Origin of the sequence: Methyloversatilis universalis EHg5, from assembly GCF_000378945.1 — a bacterium.
GTDB classification, from domain to species: Bacteria; Pseudomonadota; Gammaproteobacteria; order Burkholderiales; family Rhodocyclaceae; genus Methyloversatilis; species Methyloversatilis universalis_A.
On sequence record NZ_KB900539.1, the window covers coordinates 2,902,083 to 2,924,637 of the forward strand.

Consider the following 22,555-nt stretch of genomic DNA (forward strand, 5'->3'; position numbering starts at 1 on the left):
GGTCCGTCACATTAGGGCGCAGGCGGTGCGGCGCGACGTTCGCTGCCGCTGCGCTCACCGCCCTTGCCACCGGCCGCAGCACCCTGCCGGCCTTCGCCTCGCACGGCGCGGCCGCCCGGCGGCGCGTCGTCCAGCTTCACGGTGTCGCCTTCGCGCAGACGGTCCACGCCGTCGGTCACCACCCGCTCGCCCGGCTGCAGGCCGTCTGTCACCTGCTGCTGCTCGCCTTCGAGCACACCCACCCTGACCGGCCGCATGGTCGCCTTGCGGTCCTCGCCGATCACGTAGACGAAGGGGCCGCTGGCGCCGCGCTGCATCGCGGTCACCGGCACCACGGTGACGCCGGCCAGCGTATCGACCCGCAGCCGCACATTCACGAACTGGTTCGGGAACAGCGCGCCGTCGTCATTGGCAAAGATCGCCTTGGCCTTCACCGTGCCGGTGGCGACATCGATCTGGTTGTCCAGAATGCGCAGCGTGCCGGTGGCAAGCACCGTGCGGTTCTCGCGGTCGCGCGCCTCGACCGGCAGACCGCCGCGCGCAATCGCGCCGCGCACCTGCGCGAGCTGCGGTTCGGGCAGCGCGAACACCACCGAAATCGGCGCTTCCTGGGTCAGCGTCAGCAGGCCATTGGTGTCCGAGGTGCGCACGATATTGCCCGGCGTGGCCTGGCGCAGGCCCACGCGGCCGCTGATCGGCGCGGTGATGCGCGCGTACTTCAGCGACAGCTGGGCGTTGGCGATGGTGGCGTCGTCGGCCAGCACCGCCGCTTCGTACTGCCGCACCAGCGAACGCTGGTTGCTCACCTGCTGGGCGGCGATGGAATCCTGCGCCAGCAGCGTTTCGTAGCGCGCCAGATCTTCCTTCGCATTGACCAGCAGCGCCTGGTTGCGCGCCTTCGCAGCCTGACCCTGGGCCAGTTCCACCTCGAAGGCGCGCGGATCGATCTGCGCCAGCAGATCGCCCTTCTTCACCCGCTGGCCTTCGGTGAAATGCAGCGACTGCAGTTCGCCCTCGACCCGGCTGCGCACCACCACGCTTTCGATCGCGGTCACCGTACCCAGCGCCGACAGGTGCACCGGCAGGTCGGTGCGCACCGCCAGCGCGCTGCCCACGCGCGGCTCGCCGCCGAAACGGCGGCCGCCCGGCGGCCCGCCCGCAGCGCCGCCCGGTCGCGGCCCACCCGGCCCCATGCCCGGCGGGCCGCCCTCGCCGTCGGTCGGCTTGGTGCGCTGGTAGGCGTAATAGCCGCCGGCGCTCAGGCCAGCCAGCAGCAGAAGCATCATGACCCAGGGCCAGCGCGGCTTGCGCGTGGCCGGGGTGGAAGAAGGTGCGGAAGTGGTCATCGCTCGTTCTGTCGGTTCGGAGCCGTCGGGCCGCGACGCGAACCGTCGGAGCCGGACAGGAAAGGCCGGCGCAAGGCCGGCAGAGACGCGATTATCGTGCAGCCGTGTTAACGCTGCCGCCAGCAGCCGCGGCGGCTTGTGAATGGCGTGTAAATCGCGGTCACACCGCGCTATCCGTGGCGCCGCGACGGCATGGCGAGCGAGCGCGAAAGGCAGGCAAAAAAATGGCGCGGGACAGGCCCGCGCCAAACTTCCTTGGAGGAGGAGAGGGAATCTTCAGCGGGACGCGGTGGGCGCGTTCTCCAGCTTTTCGTCGTCGCCGCCGGTCGGGATCTGCCCGGACCAGCCGCCGCCCAGTGCCTGGTAGGTATTCACCAGCGCGGTCACGCGGTCCAGCCGCGTGGCGATGAGCTGGCGTTCGGCCGACAGCTTTTCGCGCTCGGCGTCGAGCAGCACGATGCGGCTGGCGCGGCCGGCGCTGTAGTTCTTTTCCGCCAGATCGCGCGCCTTGCGGGTGGCGTCGTACAGCGTGGCGGTTTCGTCCATCGCCTCTTTCGCACCGCGGGCGGCGGACAGCGTGCTCAGCGCGTCGCCGTAGGCCTGGCGCGCCGCCTGCTGGTAGGTCTGGGCGATCTGCGCGCGCTCGGCTTCGGACTGCGCGACGATGGCACGCGTGCTGAGCAGGCCGACCAGCGGCTGGGCGATGGCAGCGCCGATGTTCCAGGTGCGGGCGGACGACGACAGCAGGCTGCCCAGCGCCGCACTCTCCCCACCCAGGCCGGCGGTCAGCGAAACGGTCGGGAACCACTGGGTGCGCGCCACTTCGACGCTCAGGCTGGCCGCGGCCAGATTGGCTTCGGCGGCGCGCACGTCGGCGCGGCGGGCCAGCAGGTCGGAACTGAGACCGGCCGGAATTTCCGGCTGCACCGCCAGCGTCGACAGCGCCAGACCGCGCTCCGGAATCTTCTCGACCAGTTCGCGCGGCGAGCGGCCGAGCAGCACCGCGAGCGCGGTTTCCGCCTGTTCGCGCGCGCTGCGCGTGGTGGCCAGCGCCGCCGCGACACTGGCGCGTTCGGAGCGTGAAATCTCCAGATCGTAGCCGCTCAGCGCACCGCCGGCGAACTGCTTCTCGCGCAGCGCCAGCGCGGCTTCGCGGGTGGCCAGGGTCTGCGCCAGCAGCGCCTCGTCGGCGTCCAGCGCGCGCAGATTGAAGTAGGCGCGCGCCACCTGGGCGGTCACTGACGCGCGCAGCCCTTCCAGCGCATAACGGCTGGCCGCCAGCTGCTGGCGGGCCACGTCGCGCTGGCCGGACAGGCGGCCGAACAGATCCAGTTCGTAGGACGCCGAAATGCCGCCCAGCACCGTGTTGTACTGGCGCGAACGGCCGGGTATCGGGCGCTCGTTGCTGTACTGCTGGCGCGAGCCTGACAGCGACACGCTGGCGTCCGGCAGGCGGTTGATGCGCACCAGATCGAGCGTGGCGCGAGACGCCTGCACCCGCTGCGCGGCGATCACCACGTCGTCGTTGCGCGCCAGCGCTTCGGCGATCAAACCGTCCAGTACCGGGTCACGGAAGCTCTGCCACCACTGGTCGAGTTCGGCCGGCGTCTGCGCGCTGACCGCGGGCAGGTCGAGTTCGGGCGTGGCCTGCGGCGTCAGTGCGCAGGCCGACAGCAGCGCGGCTGCGACCGCTGCCGCCAGCACGCTGCGGCGGCTGCGATCAATGATGGGCATGGACATGGGGCTGCTCCGGCTTGTGCACCTTCAGTTCGTCTTCCGGCGTCGCCAGGCGGCGATCGACGATGAGCTTGTAGAACAGGGGCACGAAGAAAATGGCAAGGAAGGTGGCGGCCACCATGCCGCCGATGACGCCAGTACCGACCGACACCCGCGCGCCGGCGCCTGCACCGCTGGAAATTGCCAGCGGCAGCACGCCGAGGATGAAGGCGAGCGAGGTCATGATGATGGGGCGCAGGCGCAGGCGGGCTGCCTCGATCGCCGCGGCGGCGACCGGATAGCCTTCCTGGTGCTTCAGCACCGCGTATTCGACGATCAGGATGGCGTTCTTGGCCGACAGGCCGAGCAGCGTCACCAGACCGATCTGGAAATACACGTCATTGGTCATGCCGCGCAGCCACACCGCGGTCAGTGCACCGAAGATGCCGAAAGGCATGGCCAGCAGCACCGAGAACGGCAGCGACCACTTCTCGTACTGCGCCGCCAGGATGAGGAACACCATGACCGCAGCCAGAATCAGCGCCACCGCCGCCGCGCTGGACACGCGCTTTTCCTGGAAGGCGGCGCCGGTCCATTCGAAGCTGAGGTCGCCCGGCAGATCCTTCACCAGACGTTCCACTTCGGCGATGGCCTGACCGGACGAAAAGCCCGGGCCGGCCTGACCCATCAGCTTCACCGCCGGCAGGTTGTTGTAGCGGTCCACCGTGTCCGGGCCGGCGCTGTAATTCACCTTGGCGAAGGCAGACACCGGCACCATGTCGCCGGCGGCGTTCTTCACGTACAGCCGGCCGATGTCTTCCGGCGAACGGCGGTACTGGCTTTCGGCGGACATGAGCACCTGCCACACGCGACCGAACTTGTTGAAGTCGTTCACGTAATAGGTACCGAGCGTGCCGGACAGCGTGGTGAAGGCGTCATTCATCGAAATGCCGAGCGACTTGGCGCGTTCGCGGTCGACGTCGACATAGAGCTGGGGCGCGTTCGGCCGCCACAGCGTCTGCAGGCCGCCGGCCAGCACCTTGCTCTGATGCGAGGCGCCGATCAGCGCACCCATGCCTTCGACCAGCTTGGGCGTGCCGCCGTCGCCGCGGTTCTGCAGATAGAACTCGAAACCGCCGGTATTGCCCAGACCGAAAATGGCCGGCGGGTTGAAGGCCAGCACCAGTGCCTCCTTGATGCCCGCGGTCTTGCCGAACAGTTCCCCCACCAGCTGCTGCGTGGTCATCTGCCGCTCGTCCCAGTGCTTCTGGCTCACGAAGATGGTGGCCGCGCTGTTCTTGAAGCCGCCGCCGATGAAATCCATGCCGGCAAAGGCCATCACGTGTTCGTTGGCCGGGTTGGACTGGATGGCCCTGATCACCTCGTTCACCACTTCGTCGGTGCGTTCCAGCGTCGCGCCATCCGGCAGGAACACCGCCGCGATGTAATAGCCCTGGTCCTCGTCCGGCACCAGCGAGCCCGGGGTCTTGGTCCACAGGCCGGCGGTGATGGCCACCATGCCGGCGAACAGCAGCACGCCGACCGCCGAGCGGCGGATCATCCAGGTGACCGCGCCGGTGTAGCGGTGAGTGACGCGGGTAAACCAGTCGTTGAACCACACGAAGATGCGGGCGGTGCTCTTGTGCTCGTTCTTCAGCAGCGCCACGCACAGCGCCGGCGTCATGGTCAGCGCCACCAGGCCGGACAGCACGACGGCGATCGATATGGTGACCGCGAACTGGCGGTACAGCTCGCCGGTCAGGCCGCCGAGGAAGGCGATCGGCACGAACACCGCGGTCAGCACCAGCACGATGGCGACCACCGGACCAGTCACTTCGTGCATCGCCTTGAGCGCCGCCTCGCGGGCGGTCAGGTGCTGTTCGTGCATGATGCGCTCGACGTTTTCCAGCACGACGATCGCGTCATCCACCACGATGCCGATCGCCAGCACCATGCCGAACAGCGTAAGCGTGTTGATCGAGTAGCCGAGCAGATGCAGGCCGGCGAAGGTGCCGAGCAGCGACACCGGCACCGCCAGCACCGGAATCAGCGTGGCGCGGATGTTCTGCAGGAAGATGAACACCACGATGAACACCAGGATCATCGCCTCGCCCAGCGTCTTCACCACCTCCTTGATCGACACCTCGACGAAGCGCGTGGTGTCGTACGGAATCGAATAGGTGAGGTCGGCCGGGAAGCGGGTGGCCATTTCGGCGACCGCGCCCTTCACTTCCTTGGCCACGTCCAGCGCATTGGCGCCCGGCTGCAGGAACACGCCCATCAGCACTGCCGGCTTGCCGTTGTAGGTGCCGTTGAAGTCGTTGTCCTTGGACCCCAGCTCCACCCGCGCGACGTCGCGCAGACGCAGCTTGGAGCCGTCGGCGTTCGAACGCAGGATGATGTTGTCGAATTCCTCGACCGTGGACAGCCGGCCCTTGGTGGTAATCGTATAGACCATGTCCTGGCCGCCGCCGGTGGGCGACTGGCCGATCTTGCCGGCGGCGAACTGGGCGTTCTGGTCGCGCAGCGCGGCCGCGATTTCCGGCACCGTAACGCCGAGCTGGGTCATGCGGTCCGGCCGCAGCCAGATGCGCATCGCGTAGTCCTTGGCACCGAAGATCTGCACGTTGGTGGTGCCCGGAATCTTCTTGATGTTGTCCAGCACGTTCAGCGTCACGTAGTTCGACGCGTACAGCTGCTCATGGGTGCCGTTGGGCGAGTAGAAAGCGAAGACCGCGAGGAAGGCGGACGAGCCCTTCTCGACCACCACGCCCTGGCGACGCACCTCTTCCGGCAGCCGGGCGTCGGCCTGCTTGACCCGGTTGTTCACGTTCACCGCCGCCTTGTCCGGGTCGGTGCCGATTTCGAAGGTGACGTAGATTTCGACCACGCCATTCGAGGTCGAGGTCGAGCGCATGTACATCATGCCCTCGACGCCGGTGATGACGCTTTCCAGCGGCGCGGCCACGGTCTGGGCGATGGTTTCGGCCGATGCGCCTGGATACACCGCGCGCACCATCACTTCAGGCGGCGCGATTTCCGGGTACTGCGCGATCGGCAGCGTGCGCATCGCCGCCAGGCCCGCCAGCGCGATCAGGATCGAGATGACGAAGGCGAAGATGGGCCGGTCTATGAAGAAACGGGAGAACATGGCGTCTCCTTACTTCGCGGCCGGCGCGGCAGCGGCCGCCGGCGGCTGGGCCGGCGCGCTGCCGTCATCGATATTCACCGGCGAGCCGGGCACGAAGATGCGCGCCATGCCATCGACAATGACCCGGTCGCCGGCCTGCAGGCCTTCGCGGATCACCCATGCGTTGGCCAGTTCACCGTCCAGGCGGGCCCATTCGCCCAGCTTGACCGGACGCGGCTGGGCAATGGTCTTGCCGTCCTTTTCCGCGATCACGTACACGAACTTGCCCTGCGCGCTGTCGAGCACCGCGCGCTGCGGCACCGCCAGCGCGTCCGGCCGGCTGGCGCCGGCCAGCTGCACGCGCACGAACTGGCCCGGCGACAGCCGGCCCTCCTTGTTGTCGAAGGTGGCACGCAGCGCGAAGGCGCCGGTCGAGGTGTCCGCCTTGTAATCCTGGAAACCGAGACGGCCGGACAGCGGGATGGCCGCGCCGTCCGAGCCCTTGAGCTGCACGGTGAAGCCCTTGGGGTCGAGCTTCAGCACGCCGCGCGCCACCTCTTCACGGGTGCGCAGGTATTCGACTTCACCCACCCCGAAATTCACGTAGGCCGGGTCGGTCTGCGCCAGCGTGGTGAGCAGGCTGTCGGCGCCGGCCACCGCCAGACTGCCTTCCACCTTCTGCGCCCGGCCGGCCACGCCGGCCAGCGGCGCGCGCACGTCGGTGTAACCGAGATCGATGTTCGCCTGCTGCAGCTGGGCTTCGGCCGCCTTGACCGCGGCACGCGCCAGATCGCGGGTGGACAGCGCGTCGTCCGCTTCCTTGCGGCTGGCCGCTTCGGCTTCGGCCAGCGGCTTCACCCGTGCGTATTCGCGCTCGGCCTGTGCGAGCTGCGCCTTGGCCTGGTCGAGCTGGGCGTCGGCGGCAGCGACCCGGGCGCGGTAAGGCGCCGGGTCGATGCGGAACATGACCTGACCTTCCCGGATGCGCTGGCCTTCTTCGTACAGCCGCTTCTCGACGATGCCGGTCACCCGGGCACGGACTTCGATCTCGCGCGAGCCGGCCACCTGACCGACGTAATCGAAGTGCACCGGCACTTCGCGCGGCGCCACCTGCAGCACCTTGACCGCGGCTGGCGGCATGCCGCCACCGGCGTGTTCGCCGCCCTTGTCCTTGCCGCAACCCGCCAGTGCCAGCGCAAGCACCGTCGCGGACAGCAGGCCCGCGCGCCGAATGAAATCCGTCCCTGTATTCATCATTCTTGTTCCCGGAATCTGACGCGGTCAGGCCGCGCGTATAGGAAGCACCCCCGATTTTCGGGCGCTTTTCTGTAGGTTCCGATTATAAACATACATTCGTGTATGTTTAAAACGGGTGCGCGAAAAAATACGGGCGCAGGAAACCGTCCCGGGTACGACGGACAGGTGCAGGCGGAAACGACACGGGGCGACCGCAGCCGCCCCGTGTCAACCTGTCTGCCTCACCCCGCCCTTCAGTTCCGGTGCATGCGTGCTGGCCCGGAAGCAGCCGGTGATGCAGAAGACGGCGAAGCCGATCGATATCAGACCAGACCGTGATCACGGGCCGCGCTGACCGCCGCGGTGCGGGTATCGACACCCAGTTCATGCAGGATGGCCGACACATGAGTGCGCACCGTGAATTCGCTGACGCTGAGCTGCTGGGCGATCTGCTTGTTGGTGAGGCCGCCGCGCATCAGCTGCAGCACCTCGCGCTGCTTGGGCGTGAGCAGCACCGGTCTTTCGGTCGGATTGCCGCCGGGTGCGGCATTCAGCGTCGCCGGCGTGACCACGCGGCGCAGCAGCGCCTGTTCGATGGCGTCGCGCATGACCGCGAAACTGACCGATTTCGGAATGTAGCCGCGGGCGCCGGCGGCGATCGCTTCGTCGATCAGCGACGGCGTGTAGCTGGCCGACACCACCAGCACCGGGCTGGTGGGAAAGCGCTGGCGGAAGGCGCGTATGCCGCGCACGCCATTCATGCCGGGCAGGCCGTGATCGAGCAGGATGAGGTCGAAATCCGCTGCGTCGTCGTCCAGTGCCAGACCGGCTTCGCAGCTGTCGGCTTCGCTCACCGTCAGTGCCGGGTCCAGGCTTTGCAGCATCGCGCGCAGTCCTTCGCGGAACAGCGCGTGGTCATCCACGATCAGGAAGTGCATCGGTCGCCGGGTGTGTGTCCGTTGTCATGAGGGCCGCAGCCGGCGCCGATTGTAACGGCGCGTTACGGGCTGTGGCGCTCGGACAGGCTGGCGGCCGTGCGGTTCTCACGCGGGGCGAACTGGGGCCGGCAGCGGGCGTGGCGCCCGCCGGGCGGCGTTCAGAGGAAGCGGTCGAGGATGCGCCGGCTGGGGCGGTCAAGCTTTTTCATGTCGACCACCTCGTAGTGGATGCCGTGACTGTCGGTCACCAGCAGCCGGCCGCCGACGAGGCGGCGGATGTCGTCCTCGCTGCGCAGCGTGAAGCGGGTGGCGCCGCGGTCGGTCAGCACATCCCATTCGCAGGGCGTGGAAAAGCTGGACACGCCGGAAATCGCCCGCACCTGCGGCATGAATTCGCGGCGGGCGAGTTCGTCTTCGAGCAGCGCACGGCTGGCGGCTTCAAGCTCGTCCAGCCGGTCGAACCAGGCCAGTTCATGGCCGTCGGTCGACATCAGCGCCACGCCCTCGCCCGGTGCCGACAGCGGGAAGGCGCGCACCGGCAGCACGCCCGGATGACGCTGGCCGTCGCGGTCGATCAGCGCCAGCTGGCCGTGCGCGTCGCGTTCCAGTCGTATCGTCATGCCAGCACTCCTTCGGCAGCGTCGGCTTCGGCCTGGCGCTGCTGCGCCATGTAGAGCCGGTAGTAATGCCCCTCGCGCGCCATCAGGTCGTCGTGCTGCCCGACCTCGACGATCTGGCCGCGGTCCAGCACCACCAGACGGTCGGCCTTGCGCAGCGTGCTCAGACGGTGGGCGATGGCCAGCGTGGTACGGCCCTGCACCAGATTGTCGAGTGCGCGCTGGATTTCCTTTTCGGTCGCGGTATCGACCGCCGACGTCGCTTCGTCGAGGATGAGGATGCGCGGATCGATCAGCAGCGCGCGGGCGATGGAAATGCGCTGGCGCTCGCCGCCGGACAGGGTCTGGCCGCGTTCGCCCACCATCGAGTCGTAGCCGTGCGGCAGCCGCAGGATGAATTCGTGCGCGTGCGCCGCGCGCGCCGCCGCGATGATTTCGTCGCGGGTGGCGTCCGGCCGGCCGTAGGCGATGTTGTCGGCGATGGTGCCGAAAAACAGGAAAGGCTCCTGCAGCACCAGTCCGATGTGGCGGCGGTATTCCGCCACCGGCAGCGCGCGGATATCGGTGCCGTCGATGCGTATGCTGCCGGACGACACGTCGTAGAAGCGGTTGATCAGGTTCACCAGCGTGCTCTTGCCGGAGCCGCTGTGGCCGACCAGACCGATGAATTCGCCCGGCGCGATGTCGAGGTCTACGCCGCGCAGCACCGCGCGGTTGCCGTAGCGGAAGCCGACGCTGCGCAGTTCGATGCGGCCGCTCACCTGTTCCAGATGCACCGGGCGCGCCGGCTCGGGCACGCTGGACGCGTGGTCCAGGATGTCGAAAATGCGCTTGGCGCCGGCCGCCGCCTTCTGGGTGACCGACACGATGCGGCTCATCGAATCCAGGCGCAGGTAGAAGCGGCTGATGTAGGCGATGAAGGCGGTCAGCACGCCGACGGTGATGTGGTCGTTGCCCACCTGCCAGATGCCGAAGCCCCACACGAACAGCAGGCCGACCTCGGTCAGCAGCGTGACGGTCGGGCCGAACAGCGACCACACCCGGTTCACCCGGTCATTGGTTTCCAGATTGCGTCGGTTGGCCGCGGCGAAACGTTCGGATTCGCGCTTTTCCTGCGCGAAGGCCTTCACCACGCGGATGCCCGGAATGGTGTCGGCCAGCACATTGGTCACTTCGCCCCAGATGCGGTCCACCTTCTCGAAGCCGGTGCGCAGCCGGTCGCGCACCGTGTGAATCATCCAGGCGATGACCGGCAGCGGCAGCAGCGTGACCAGCGCCAGCCAGGGGTTGATCGAGAACAGCACCACCGCGGTCATGAACAGCATGAGCACGTCGGTCGCGAAATCGAGCAGATGCAGCGACAGAAATACGTTGATGCGGTCGGTTTCGGCACCGATGCGCGCCATCAGGTCGCCGGTGCGCTTGCCGCCGAAATACTCCAGCGACTGCCCCATCAGGTGATCGAAGGTGGTGGTGCGCAGGTCGGCGCCGATGCGTTCGGACACCCGCGCCAGAATGTAGGTGCGCGCCCAGCCCAGCGCCCAGGCGAACAGCGCGGCGGCGAGCAGGCCGGCCATGTAGGGCCACACCGCGTCGAAGGTGATGCGGGTGCCGGTCTGGTGCGGAATCAGCACCTTGTCCATCAGCGGGATGGTCAGGTAGGGCGGCACCAGATTGGCGGCGGTGGACGCCAGCGTGAGCAGGAAGCCGGCCAGCAGCCGGCCGCGATAGGGCCGGGCGAAGCGCCACAGGCGCAGCAGCGCCCAGGTTTCCGGCGGCTTCACGGTGGCGCGCTCGCACAGCGGGCATTCGTCGTCGTCCGGCGGCAGCGGCGCCTTGCAGCGCGGGCACAGGCCGTCCTCGTCCTCGTGCACCGCGTGCGGATCGGCGATGCGCTCGATCAGTCGCGTGTGCTGGTCGGCCAGCCGCAGCGCCTCGGTGTTCAGCGCCAGCGTGTAGCGCCAGGTCGCAAGGCGGTGATGGGCGTCGTGCAGCGCCAGCGTACCGACGCCGGCGTGGTCGACATGGTCGAAACGCTGTCCGGCGGCCAGCGGCCAGCTCTGCCAGTCGGTGGCGGACGGGGCATCGGCCGCCAGCAGCCTGCGATCAGTCAGCACCAGCAGGCTGGCAGAAAAATGCAGCGTGGCATCGAGGTCGGTCTGCAGCCAGGCCTGTACCGCCTCGTCCGGCGCGAGCCGGCCGGCCAGCGCATCCCGCCACGGCAAGGGCAGATCGTCGGGCAGCGGGACGGCAGGGGTGGCGCGGGTCATCGGGCGGCTTCAGGCAGGGAAACAGGCGTTAAACAGGGGGCTGACAATGCCGAACGGGCGTTTTCAGACGGCAAAACCCGGGTTCGATGCAGTATGCAACAGCTGCAACGCGGCAGCGAAGGCGGCGGAGTATAGCGCCCGCGACCCGGTCAAAACACGCCCGTCGCACAGGTTCAAAAATAGATGAAAAAGCTGTCAACCAAAGCCTGCGGGTCGCGTTGAAGCGGTGTTTTCAACAACTTCGGGGCTCCGGACAGCTGCCGTCCCCGCGCGATGAGTAAACGCTCCATCGAAATCCTGCGCACCCTTGAGCTGCGCGGCCCCAACATCTGGACCTATGTCCCGGCACTCGAAGTCTGGATAGACATCGGCGCCCTCGAAGATTCCCCCTCGAACACCATCCCCGGTTTCGTCGATCGACTGATCGACTGGCTGCCCTCCCTGTACGAACACACTTGCAGCTACGAAGAGCGCGGCGGCTTCGTGCGTCGTCTGCGCGAAGGCACCTGGCCCGGCCACATCCTCGAACATGTGACGCTTGAGCTGCAGAACCAGGCCGGCATGAAGGGCAATTTCGGCAAGGCGCGCGAAACGTCCGAACGCGGTGTGTACAAGGTGGTGGTGATCTCCGGCAACCATACGGTCAGCCGCGCCGCCATTCTGGCCGCCCGCGAACTGGTGCTGTCGGCGATGGACGACCGCCCGTTCGACGTGAAGGCGGCCATTTCCGAACTGCGCGATCTGGTGGACGAACACTGCCTCGGCCCGAGCACCGGCTGCATCGTCGAAGCCGCGCAGGACCGCCGCATTCCCTCCATCCGCCTGAATGACGGCAATCTGGTGCAGCTGGGCTACGGCAAGAAGCTGCGCCGCATCTGGACGGCCGAAACCGACCGCACCTCGGCCATCGCCGAAGGCATTTCGCGTGACAAGGACCTGACCAAGCGTCTGCTCGCCGGCTGCGGCGTACCGGTGCCGGAAGGCCGCGAAGTGAGCGACGCCGAAGACGCCTGGGCCGCGGCCGAAGACATCGGCGTGCCGGTGGTGGTGAAGCCGGCCAACGCGAATCACGGTCGCGGCGTGTCCGCCGAACTGACCACCCGCGAAGAGGTGATGACCGCCTACGAACTGGCGCGTCGCTACAGCAAGTACGTGCTGGTCGAGCGCTTCATCCGCGGCAACGAACACCGCCTGCTGGTGGTGGGCAAGCAGATGGTCGCGGCGGTGGCCGGCGAAACCGTGTGGATCACCGGCGACGGCCGTTCCACGGTGCGCCAGCTGCTCGACAGCCAGATCAACATCGACCCGCGCCGCGGGCCGGAACAGGAATTCCCGCTCGACCTGCTGCTGCCGGAGCGCGACGCCAAGCTGCGCTTCGAACTGGAGCGCCAGGGCCATACCGCCGAATCGGTACCGGCCGACGGCGTGAAGGTGCTGGTGCAGCGCAACGGCAACATCGCGTTCGACGTGACCGACCAGGTGCATCCGGACACCGCCCGTCTGGTGGCGCTGGCCGCCCGCGTGGTGGGCCTGGACATTGCCGGCATCGATCTGGTGGTGGAAGACATCCGCCGCCCGCTGCGCGAACAGGGTGGCGCCATCGTCGAGGTGAACGCCGGCCCCGGCCTGCTGATGCACCTGAAACCGATGGAAGGCCAGCCGCGTCCGGTCGGCCGTGCCATCGTCGATCACCTGTTCGCCACCGCAGACGACGGCCGCATTCCGGTCGTCGGCATCAGCGGCAGCCGCGGCAAGACCACGGTGGCCAAGCTGGTGGCGCACCTGATGCGCTTTTCCGGCCAGCGTGTCGGTCTGGCGTGCAGCGAAGGGCTCTATCTGGACAGCCGCCGCCTGGAAGACGGCGACGCCGCCCGCTTCGAACCGTCGCAGCGCGTACTGATGAATCCGGGCGCCGAAGTGGCGGTGATCGAGAACGGCTTCGAAACCGTGCTGAAGGAAGGTCTGGCCTACGACCGCTGCCAGGTGGGCGTGCTCACCCGCATCGACCCGGCTTCGCACTATGGTGACTACTACATCGATTCGCCGGAGCGCGTGTTCAACGTACTGCGCAGCCAGATCGATGTCGTGCTGCGTCGCGGCACCGGCGTGCTGAACGCGGACGACCCGCTGCAGCACGAAATGGCCGAGCTGTGCGACGGCGAGGTGATCTGGTACAGCACCCGCGCCGACAACGACGTCGTGGCCAGCCATGTGCAGGCCGGCGGCCGTGCGGTCATCGTGCGCGACGGCCAGATCCGCCTGCTGGAAGCCGAGCGCACCGAAGTGCTGTGCCCGCTCACCAGCCTGCCGGTCACCGACGGCGAACCGCTGCACGCGACCGAAAACCTGCTGGCCGCGCTGGCCGCCGCCTGGTCGCTCGGCCTGTCGCCGACCGCGCTGCGCACCGGTGCCGAAACTTTCGATCCGCCGGTCTCCGCCGCGGTGCCCGCCTGAACCCCGCTGAACCGATTTACATGCACATCACCCGTCTGCGCGCCCTCCGCGGTCCCAATCTGTGGAGCCGCCACACCTGCATGGAGGCCCTGATCTCCTGCACCGGCGAACACTGTTCGCTCGAAAACATGCCCGGCTTCGCCGAGCGTCTGCGCGCCCTGTTCCCGGGCATCCGCCCGCTGCGGCCGACCACCCGCAACGGCCCGCTGGCCATGGCCGACGCGCTTGAACTGGCCGCGCTCGGTCTGCAGGCCAGTGCCGGCTGTCCGGTCACTTTCAGCAGCACGATTCCGACGGTCGAAACCGGCATCTACCAGGTGGTGGTCGAGTACACCGAAGAGGCGGTCGGCCGCCTCGCCTTCGAACTGGCGGAACAGCTCTGTCGCGCCGCCGCTGAAGGCGGCAGTTTCGACCTGCCCGGCGCACTGCACCAGCTGCGCGAACTGGACGAGGACATCCGCCTCGGCCCCAGCACCGGCGCCATCGTCGAAGCGGCGGTCGCACGCGGCATTCCGTTCCGCCGGCTGACCGACGGTTCGCTGGTCCAGCTCGGCTGGGGCAGCAAGCAGCGTCGCATCCAGGCGGCTGAAACCGATCGCACCAGTGCGGTGGCCGAATCGATCGCGCAGGACAAGGAACTGACCAAGCAACTGCTGCACGCAGCCGGCGTGCCGGTGCCGCGCGGCCGCACCGTGTATGACGCCGACGAAGCCTGGGCCGCCGCGCTCGAAGTCGGCCTTCCGGTCGTGGTGAAGCCGCGCGACGGCAACCAGGGCAAGGGCGTGACGGTAAACATCGTCACCCGCGACCACATGGACATCGCTTTCCGCGCGGCCTACGAAATCAGCCGCGAAGTGATGGTGGAGCGCTTCATTCCGGGCGCCGACTACCGCTTCCTGGTGGTGGGCGACCGCGTGGTTGCCGCCGCCCGCCGCGAACCGCCGCAGGTGATCGGCGACGGCGTGCGCACGGTGCGCGAACTGGTGGATGAAGTGAATGCCGACCCGCGCCGCGGCGACGGCCACGCCACCTCGCTCACCAAGATGCGCATCGACGACATCGCGCTGGCGCGCCTGGCGGTGCAGAACCACACCCCGGACACGGTGCCGGCGCTGGGCGAACGGGTCGTGCTGCGCAACAACGCCAATCTGTCGACCGGCGGCAGCGCCACCGACGTGACCGACGACGTACACCCGGAGCTGGCGGCGCGCGCGATCGAAGCCGCGCGCACCATCGGGCTGGACATCGCCGGCGTCGACATCGTGTGCAAGACGGTGCTGAAGCCGCTGGAAGAACAGGGGGGCGGCATCGTCGAAGTGAATGCCGCGCCCGGCCTGCGCATGCATCTCGCGCCCTCCTTCGGCAAGGGCCGTGCGGTGGGCGAGGCCATCATGTCCACCATGTTCGCGCCGGGCGACGACGCCCGCATCCCGCTGGTGGCGGTGTCGGGCACCAATGGCAAGACCACCACGGTGCGCCTGATCGCGCACATGATGGCGCAGACCGGCCTGCGGGTCGGCATGACCACCACCGACGGCGTGTTCGTCGGCAACGAATGCATCGATACCGGCGACTGCAGCGGCCCGAAGAGCGCGCGCAATGTGCTGGCCCACCCGGACGTCGACGGCGCAGTGCTGGAAACCGCCCGTGGCGGCGTGCTGCGCGAAGGTCTGGGCTTCGACCGCTGCCACGTGGCGGTGGTGACCAATATCGGCAGCGGCGACCATCTGGGCCTCGCCTATATCAATACGGTCGAGGATCTCGCGGTGGTCAAGCGGGTCATCGTGCAGAACGTGGCGCCCAAGGGCATGGCGGTGCTGAATGCCGCCGACCCGGTGGTGGCGGCCATGGCCGAACACTGCCCGGGTTCGATCACCTTCTTCGCCAAGGACCGTACCCATCCGGTCATCGCCACCCACCGCGCCCGCGGCCGCCGGGTCATCTATGTCGATGACGGCGCGCTGGTGGCCGCCGAAGGCAGCAGCGCGGTGCGCATTCCGCTGTCCCAGGTGCCGCTCACCCGCGGTGGCGCGCTCGGCTTCCAGGTAGAGAACGCGATGGCCGCGCTCGGCGCCGGCTGGGCGCTGGGCATAGACTGGGCCAGCATCCGCTCGGCGCTGGCCAGCTTCGTGTCCGACGCCAGCACTGCGCCCGGGCGCTTCAATCTGTTCGACTACCGTGGTGCCACGCTGATCGCCGACTACGGCCACAACCCGGACGCGATCAGCGCACTGGTGCAGGCGGTCGATGCCCTGCCGTCGAAGCGGCGCAGCGTGGTGATCAGCGGTGCCGGCGACCGGCGTGATGAAGACATCCGCAAGCAGACGGAAATTCTTGGCAGCGCCTTCGACAGCGTCGTGCTGTATCAGGACCAGTGCCAGCGCGGCCGTGAAGACGGTGAAGTGATCGCGCTGCTGCGCCAGGGCCTGGAAGGCGCCAGCCGCGTACGCGATGTGGTCGACATCAATGGCGAATTCGTCGCCATCGACCACGCGCTGTCGAAGCTGCAGCCGGGCGACCTCTGTCTGCTGCTGATCGACCAGGTGGACGAAGCGCTGGCCCACATCGCGACGCGGGTGGCCGAAGCGGCCTGACGCCGGGGCCTGGCTGGCGCGCCGTTCAGGCGCCGCCGGCGCCAGTCCTGGCCGCGAGGGCGGGCGCCAGCGCGTCCTCGCAACCCTGCATCCACGCATACACCGCGTCGATCGCCGCGGTCGCCTCGGCGAAATAGTGTTCCGCCCCCGGCGGTTGCCCCGCCAGCAGATCGCTGCGCAGTACGCCGAGCAGGCGCACCACCCGTTCTATCGCCGGCAGCGCGGCCGGCAGACGCGGCGTGTCGACCACCGCCTGATGCATCAGCGATTCCGCGCGCGAAGCCAGAAAATGCAGCCGCAGGCGTTCGGCCGGCGTGCACTGCCCGCGCGCCGCCGCGCCGCTGCCGATTGCCCTCGCCTGGCCCAGATGTTCGCCCAGCGTGGGCAGCGTGCTCACCCAGGTGTTCAGCAGCCCGGCCTGCTCCGCCGCCAGCACCGGCCCGACACGCTTCAGGCCCAGAGACTCCAGCCAGCCGAGCGCACGTGTCACCAGCAGACTGTGCCGCGTGATGCTGTCTTCCGGGTCCGGTCGGAGCGCGGCGTTTTCCATGGCGTCGCACAGATCCATCCACTGGCTGGCCAGCAGCGACAGTTCGGGGCGGCTGATGCAGGCATCGGCGGCCAGGTTTTCCTCCCGCAGGGCCACCGGTTCGAGCGCCTGCAGCAACTGGCCTACATCACGTCGTTTCGCACGCAGCACCGCTTCGAAACCGCGGTCGCCCGACAGCCAGGCGACGCTCATGCCGCGATGCTGCTGCAAGGCGTGGATCAGTGCGAGCACGCGTTCGCAGTCACCAAGCGCGCGCCGAGCGCGCTCGGCGGGCAATCCGGACGATGATCCCGGTTGCGGGTCCGCGCGCTCCAGCCCGCAGACCAGCAGCACCGACAGCAACAGCACTGCAGCAATGATCAGCGCGGCGGACAGCATGACGGAACACAGCGTTCGCGGCGCATCGGACACGCCAGGGGCAGCAAGACAGCGCTCATGACCGGCTCCTGCAATCGACCCGCGGAAACGAGCAAATCGCGGGCCATGCCGTAGTGATCAGCCCGGCGGTGCTTCGAGCCCGCCGACGATGAAGGGCACCAGCGCACGCAACAGGCTGTCGGCATCGTTCGGCACCCCGGCCGGACAGCGGCCGAGCAGATGCATCACATCGCGGCCAGCCATCACGTAGGCGACGATGCCGACGAAGAAATGCATGCGGCGCAGCAGCTCGTCTTCCGGCAGATCGGGCAGCGAGCGCTGCAGCGCCCGCCGGTACCAGTCCATGATGCGCAGATACTCTTCGGGAATGAAGTCGTCGCCCGGCTCGAAGAAAGCACGCCCCAGCAGCTGCTTGAACATCGCGCCGGACACCGTGTCCTTGCGCGACAGCCGCAGCACCGATTCGATGAAGGTGTCGACGATGCGGCGCACGCCCAGCGGCGCGCCTGCGGATTCGCGGTCGAGCTTGGCCAGATAGCCGGAACGGGTGCCGTCCGCGCCGAGCACGTGGGCGTACACCGCCTCCATCAGGTCGCGCTTGGAACCGTAGTGGTAATTGATGGACGCCAGCGGCACGCCGGCTTCGGCGGCAATCATGCGCATCGAGGTGGCGGCGTAGCCCTGTTCCGAAAACAGCCTTTCGGCAACCGCGAAAATGCGTTCCTTCGCATCGCCGCGCGTGCGCACCTCAGGACAGGGTGGGTTGCGGGAAACCGTGAGGGGTGCACTATCCAGCGCATCGAGCGGCGCATTGAGGGGCATAGGGGTCTGCACAGGCGTCAGGATCCGGGACACCCGAGGACTGTAGCACCGGGCGCACAACTGCGGTGCAACGATGCACCCGCGACGGGCATGACAGCGCAGCACCGCAGGCGGAATGCGTCGGAAACGCGCCACTGTCGGCCTTTGCACGCGCAGCAGCCCCTCTGGCACCGCTCTTGCAACAGGCCAGGCATGAATACGCTCACCGCCCCCCGGACCGGAAAGGTCTACCTGATAGGCGCCGGCCCCGGCGACCCCGAACTGCTCACGCTGAAGGCCGCCCGCGTGCTCGGCCTGTGCGATGTGCTGCTGGTCGACGACCTGGCCGATACCGCGGTGCTCGCGCATGCCCGGGCAGACGCCCGCATCGTGCGGGTGGGCAAGCGCGGTGGCTGCCGCAGCACGCCGCAGGCCTTCATCGAAAAGCTCATGCTGCGCTATGCCCGCACTGGCCACACGGTAGGTCGGGTCAAGGGTGGCGACCCCTTCGTGTTCGGCCGCGGCGGCGAGGAAATGCTCACGCTGCGCCGCGCCGGCATCGCCTGCGAGGTGGTGAGCGGACTGTCCGCCGGCATCGCGGTGCCGGCTACGCTGGGCGTGCCGGTCACCCACCGCGGCAGCGCCTGCGGCGTCACCTTCGTGACCGGCCATGCGCGCGAAGACGGCCTGCCGGGCCGCGAGCCCGACTGGGCCGCGCTGGCGCGCTGCGGTACAACGCTGGTCATCTATATGGGCATGCGCACACTGCCCCGCATTACCGATGCGCTGCAGGCAGGTGGGCTGTCGCCCTGTACGCCGGCCTGTGCCATCCAGAACGGCACCCGCAGCGACCAGCGCGCAGTGGTGGCCACGCTGGGCACCCTTCCGCAGGCGGTCGCCGACGCCGAACTGGGCAGCCCAGCCATCGTCGTGATCGGCGAGGTGGTGAATCTCGCCGACATCGCCGCGCAGGCGGAAGCGCTGTCGATGACCGCCTGAGGCGGGCACCCCACTGCTTCAACCGGACGCCAGCGTCCGGTCACCGCCGCAATCGTGATCGATCGTGGGCGCGGCGCCCCCGCCGCGATGAGGTCCGCGAATCACGCGCCGGTGCGTGAGTCATCGCTGCAATCGCGGCGAGGCGCCGCTCCCACGAAAAACACGCCGTGGCACGCTCCGCCCGCTCTTGATCGATCGTGGGCGCGGCGCCCCCGCCGCGATGGGGTCCGCGAATCACGCGCCGGTGCGTGAGTCATCGCTGTGATCGCGGCGAAGGCGCCGCTCCCACGAAAAACACGCCGTGGCACGCTCCGCCCGCAGGAGCGACCACCAGTCGCGCTGAGAAACCGTGCGATCAGAAAGACAAAAGGCGCCAGTGGCGCCTTTTGTCCCGTGCGGCCGGCAGATCGGCCGGCGCTTACTTCAGCTGTTCGTGCAGCAGCGACAGGATGCGCTTTGCCGTCTTGCTGTCGTCCAGCCCGCCTTCGCGGGTGAGCACCTGCACCGTGCTCTGCTTGCCCTCGCCCTTCACCAGCACGCGGTACTGGTTCTGACCCTTCTTCGGGTCCGGCTTGTCGTCCGGCATGAAGAACAGCAGCTTGGACAGGATGCCGCCGTCCTTCTTGCCGGTGGCATCGATTTCCGGATCGACGTAGCGCACGAAGTACACACCCTGCGAGCGGTCGCGGTCCTCGACCGTGAAGCCGACGCGGTCCAGCGCCAGGCCGACGCGACGCCAGGCACGGTCGAAGCCTTCATACACCTGCAGCGTGCCGCCCTTGTCGGCCGACATCAGCTGTGCCCGCTCGGACACCGGCTGCGCCGCCACCAGTGCCTTCGCGCGCTCGTTGTCGGCGCCCAGACGCACCATCAGCCGGCGCAGCATTTCGGCTTCCAGTTCCGGGTCGGCCGGACGCGGCTGCCACACGGTGCTGTCGCTGCGCTCGTTGATGTACACCTCCATCACGCCGCGATGGCTCACGTAGATTTCGGTGGTGCCCGGCTCGACACCCGGCTCCAGACGGGTGCGGTACTTGTCGCGCTCCGGCGTGGAGTACAGCGAATCGATCAGCCGGCCGATGGTGTTGCGGACGAGATCGTCCGGCAGCTTGGCGCGGTTCTCGTTCCAGTCGGTTTCCATCACGCCGGCGTCCGGCTGTTCGATCTCGATCAGAAAACCGGTTTCCTGCCAGAACTCGCGCACCTGCGGCCAGAGCTGGTCGGGCGTGGCATTGACCACCAGCCAGCGCTGGCTGCCCGAACGCTCGATGCGCATGTTCGCCACCTTGGGCAGCACGCCGCTCGCCTGCGGTGCGGCCTGCGGGCCCGCCGTGCGGTCGGCGTTGTAGGCCGAGGCGGTGGCCGAGCCCTTGCCGGCGCTGTCCGGCACCGCATAGCGGTCGGTCTGGGCAGGCAGCGTGAGATCGGGCGGCAGATCCAGGCGCGGCGAGCGCTTGGCCTGCGCCTTGTAGTCCACCTTGCCGGACTCCATGACCTTGTCAAACATCGAGCAGGCGCCGAGCACGCCCGACAGACCGATGCACAGCGCAGCGCGCAGCGCGGAAGACTTCAGCACTTTCATTCGGAAAGGTACCCGGGAGGGGATCAGGCGAGCACGCCGGCCTGCTTCATCGCGGCGCGGACCTGCTCGTAGTATTGCGGCTGGAGTTCGGTCAGCGGCAGGCGCAGCGTCGGGCCGCACAGGCCCATCTGCTGTACCGCCCACTTGACCGGGATCGGATTCGCTTCGCAGAACAGATGACGATGCAGGCCGATCAGCTTCGCGTTGATGTCGCGCGCCTTGACCGCGTCAGCGGCCAGTGCGGCGGCGTTCATTTCGTGCATCAGGCGCGGCGCCACGTTGGCGGTCACCGAGATCGAGCCGTGGCCACCCATCAGGATGAAAGCCGCGGTCGAGGCGTCGTCGCCGCTGTACAGCGCAAAGCCCTTGGGCGCGCGGTTGATCAGTTCGCCGGCGCGGTCGAGATTGCCGGTGGCGTCCTTGATGCCGACGATGTTCGGCACTTCCGACAGGCGGATGGTCGTGTCGTTGGCCAGATCGGCCACGGTGCGGCCCGGCACGTTGTACAGGATGAAGGGCACATCGACCGCTTCGGCCTGGGCACGGAAGTGGCGGTACAGGCCTTCCTGGGTCGGCTTGTTGTAGTAGGGCACGACGGTGAGGCAGGCATCGACGCCGACCGACTTCGCGTGCTGCGCCAGTTCGATCGCCTCGCGGGTCGAATTGGCGCCGGTGCCCGCGATGACCGGAATGCGGCCGGCGGTGTGCTCGACCGTGAAACGGATCAGTTCGCAGTGCTCGTCGAAATCGACGGTGGGCGATTCGCCGGTGGTGCCGACGATGACGATGCCGTCGGTACCTTCGGCGACGTGGAAATCAATCAGGCGACGCAGGCTGGCGTAGTCAAGACTGCCATCCTCGTTCATGGGGGTGACGATGGCGACGAGCGATCCGGTAATCATGTGCGAAACAGTGGCTTCGGCAGGAAACGCGCCATTCTACCGGAGCGCGGGTACAAGCCCAACAGGCTGCAGCCGCCCGATCTGTAACAGATCGCTCGCAAACGCGCGATCACAGTTCGGCCAGCGCCCGGATGTGCTCGACCGCGCTGCGGCCCAGCGCCGACAGCGCATAGCCGCCTTCCAGCATCGACACGATGCGCCCGTTGGCGTGCTTCTTCGCCACCTTCATCAGTTCGGTGCTGACCCAGGCGTAGTCGGCCTCGACCAGACCGAGCGAGGCCATGTCGTCCTCGTAGTGGGCGTCGAAGCCGGCGCTGATGAAGATCATCTGCGGCGCGAAGGCGTCCAGCCGCGGCAGCCACTTGCTGGTCACCACCTCGCGGAAGCCGTCGCCGCGGGTGCCGGCCGGCAGCGGCACGTTGCACAGATTGTCGGCCAGTGGCTCCGCCCCCGAATACGGATAGAAGGGGTGCTGGAAAATGCTCACCATCAGGATGCGGTTGTCGTGGGCAACGATGTTCTCGGTGCCGTTGCCGTGATGCACATCGAAATCGATGATGGCCACCCGCTGCAGGCCGTGGTGTTCCAGCGCGTGACGGGCGGCAACCACCACGTTATTGAAGAAGCAGAAGCCCATCGCCCGCCCATACTCGGCGTGGTGGCCGGGCGGGCGCACCGCGCAGAAGGCGTTCACCGCGGCGCCCGACATCACCAGATCGGTCGCGTGCACGCCGGCGCCGGCCGCTCGCAGCGCGGCACGCAGCGAATTCGGGCACATGGCGGTGTCGGCATCCAGATGCACGATGCCGCTGCCGGGCACCGCGTCGAAAATCTGCCGCAGGTATTCGGGCGAATGCGCGCGCGCCAGCATGTCGATGTCGGCCACCGGCGCGTCGTGGTGCGCCACATACGGGTCGAGGCCGCTGGCGATCAGGCGGTCCTGTATCGCCGCCAGCCGGTCAGGGCATTCGGGGTGATGCGGCCCCATGTCATGCAGGGCACAGTCGCGGTGTGTAATGTATGCGGTCGTCACCGCTGCTCC

General features: G+C 68.1%; 15 protein-coding genes. 3 read left to right on the forward strand and 12 right to left on the reverse strand.

From position 1 onward, the window contains the following. Positions 1-11: 11 nt before the first annotated feature. The 7 genes from METUNV2_RS0113325 to METUNV2_RS0113355 form a co-directional block, all read right to left on the reverse strand. Positions 12-1,346 (reverse strand): MdtA/MuxA family multidrug efflux RND transporter periplasmic adaptor subunit, encoded by a 1,335-nt coding sequence (locus METUNV2_RS0113325; protein ID WP_018229964.1) that lies wholly within the window; start codon positions 1,344-1,346, stop codon positions 12-14. 276 nt (positions 1,347-1,622) lie between these two features. Beyond that, positions 1,623-3,086 (reverse strand): efflux transporter outer membrane subunit, encoded by a 1,464-nt coding sequence (locus METUNV2_RS0113330; protein ID WP_018229965.1) that lies wholly within the window; start codon positions 3,084-3,086, stop codon positions 1,623-1,625. Beyond that, entirely contained in the window at positions 3,067-6,213 is a 3,147-nt protein-coding gene (locus METUNV2_RS0113335; protein ID WP_018229966.1) for an efflux RND transporter permease subunit, read from the reverse strand. Before METUNV2_RS0113335 ends, METUNV2_RS0113330 begins: the two co-directional genes overlap by 20 nt. A gap of 9 nt (positions 6,214-6,222) precedes the next feature. Then, positions 6,223-7,446: an efflux RND transporter periplasmic adaptor subunit gene (locus METUNV2_RS0113340; protein ID WP_026188148.1), complete on the reverse strand. Its 1,224-nt coding sequence runs from the start codon at positions 7,444-7,446 to the stop codon at positions 6,223-6,225. 305 nt (positions 7,447-7,751) lie between these two features. Continuing rightward, positions 7,752-8,366 carry a response regulator gene (locus tag METUNV2_RS0113345; RefSeq protein WP_018229968.1) on the reverse strand — a complete coding sequence of 205 codons (615 nt, stop codon included), beginning with the start codon at positions 8,364-8,366 and terminating at the stop codon, positions 7,752-7,754. A gap of 158 nt (positions 8,367-8,524) precedes the next feature. Next, positions 8,525-8,986: a cyanophycin metabolism-associated DUF1854 family protein gene (locus tag METUNV2_RS0113350; protein ID WP_018229969.1), complete on the reverse strand. Its 462-nt coding sequence runs from the start codon at positions 8,984-8,986 to the stop codon at positions 8,525-8,527. Next, a complete protein-coding gene (locus METUNV2_RS0113355) occupies positions 8,983-11,253 on the reverse strand; it encodes a cyanophycin metabolism-associated ABC transporter (protein WP_018229970.1) in 2,271 nt (756 codons plus the stop codon). The genes METUNV2_RS0113350 and METUNV2_RS0113355 overlap by 4 nt, the downstream gene beginning before the upstream one ends. A 273-nt stretch (positions 11,254-11,526) precedes the next feature. On the opposite strand from METUNV2_RS0113355, the gene METUNV2_RS0113360 reads away from it, so the two are divergent. Both METUNV2_RS0113360 and cphA read left to right on the forward strand, forming a co-directional pair. Next, positions 11,527-13,707: a cyanophycin synthetase gene (locus METUNV2_RS0113360; protein WP_018229971.1), complete on the forward strand. Its 2,181-nt coding sequence runs from the start codon at positions 11,527-11,529 to the stop codon at positions 13,705-13,707. A gap of 20 nt (positions 13,708-13,727) precedes the next feature. Next, entirely contained in the window at positions 13,728-16,301 is a 2,574-nt protein-coding gene (gene cphA / locus METUNV2_RS0113365) for a cyanophycin synthetase (protein WP_018229972.1), read from the forward strand. A 25-nt stretch (positions 16,302-16,326) separates the two neighbouring features. Here cphA and METUNV2_RS0113370 read toward each other — a convergent pair whose 3' ends face one another. Both METUNV2_RS0113370 and METUNV2_RS0113375 read right to left on the reverse strand, forming a co-directional pair. Next, positions 16,327-17,229: a nitrate- and nitrite sensing domain-containing protein gene (locus METUNV2_RS0113370; protein ID WP_036271204.1), complete on the reverse strand. Its 903-nt coding sequence runs from the start codon at positions 17,227-17,229 to the stop codon at positions 16,327-16,329. A 117-nt stretch (positions 17,230-17,346) separates the two neighbouring features. After that, the gene (locus tag METUNV2_RS0113375; RefSeq protein ID WP_198288857.1) at positions 17,347-18,051 is read right to left on the reverse strand and encodes a TetR/AcrR family transcriptional regulator; all 705 of its coding nucleotides are present in this window, start codon (positions 18,049-18,051) and stop codon (positions 17,347-17,349) included. A 192-nt stretch (positions 18,052-18,243) separates the two neighbouring features. On the opposite strand from METUNV2_RS0113375, the gene cobA reads away from it, so the two are divergent. Further along, positions 18,244-19,029 carry a uroporphyrinogen-III C-methyltransferase gene (cobA, locus tag METUNV2_RS0113380; RefSeq protein WP_018229975.1) on the forward strand — a complete coding sequence of 262 codons (786 nt, stop codon included), beginning with the start codon at positions 18,244-18,246 and terminating at the stop codon, positions 19,027-19,029. A 418-nt stretch (positions 19,030-19,447) separates the two neighbouring features. On the opposite strand, the gene bamC is transcribed toward cobA, so the two are convergent. From bamC to METUNV2_RS0113395, 3 genes are all read right to left on the reverse strand, one after another. Beyond that, the gene (bamC, locus tag METUNV2_RS0113385) at positions 19,448-20,611 is read right to left on the reverse strand and encodes an outer membrane protein assembly factor BamC (protein ID WP_018229976.1); all 1,164 of its coding nucleotides are present in this window, start codon (positions 20,609-20,611) and stop codon (positions 19,448-19,450) included. 23 nt (positions 20,612-20,634) lie between these two features. Next, positions 20,635-21,513, reverse strand: a complete 879-nt coding sequence (dapA, locus tag METUNV2_RS0113390) for a 4-hydroxy-tetrahydrodipicolinate synthase (RefSeq protein WP_026188149.1) — start codon at positions 21,511-21,513, stop codon at positions 20,635-20,637. A gap of 109 nt (positions 21,514-21,622) precedes the next feature. Next, complete coding sequence (locus METUNV2_RS0113395; RefSeq protein WP_018229978.1) at positions 21,623-22,501, reverse strand: histone deacetylase family protein; 879 nt, start codon at positions 22,499-22,501, stop codon at positions 21,623-21,625. Between the last annotated feature and the right edge of the window lie 54 nt (positions 22,502-22,555).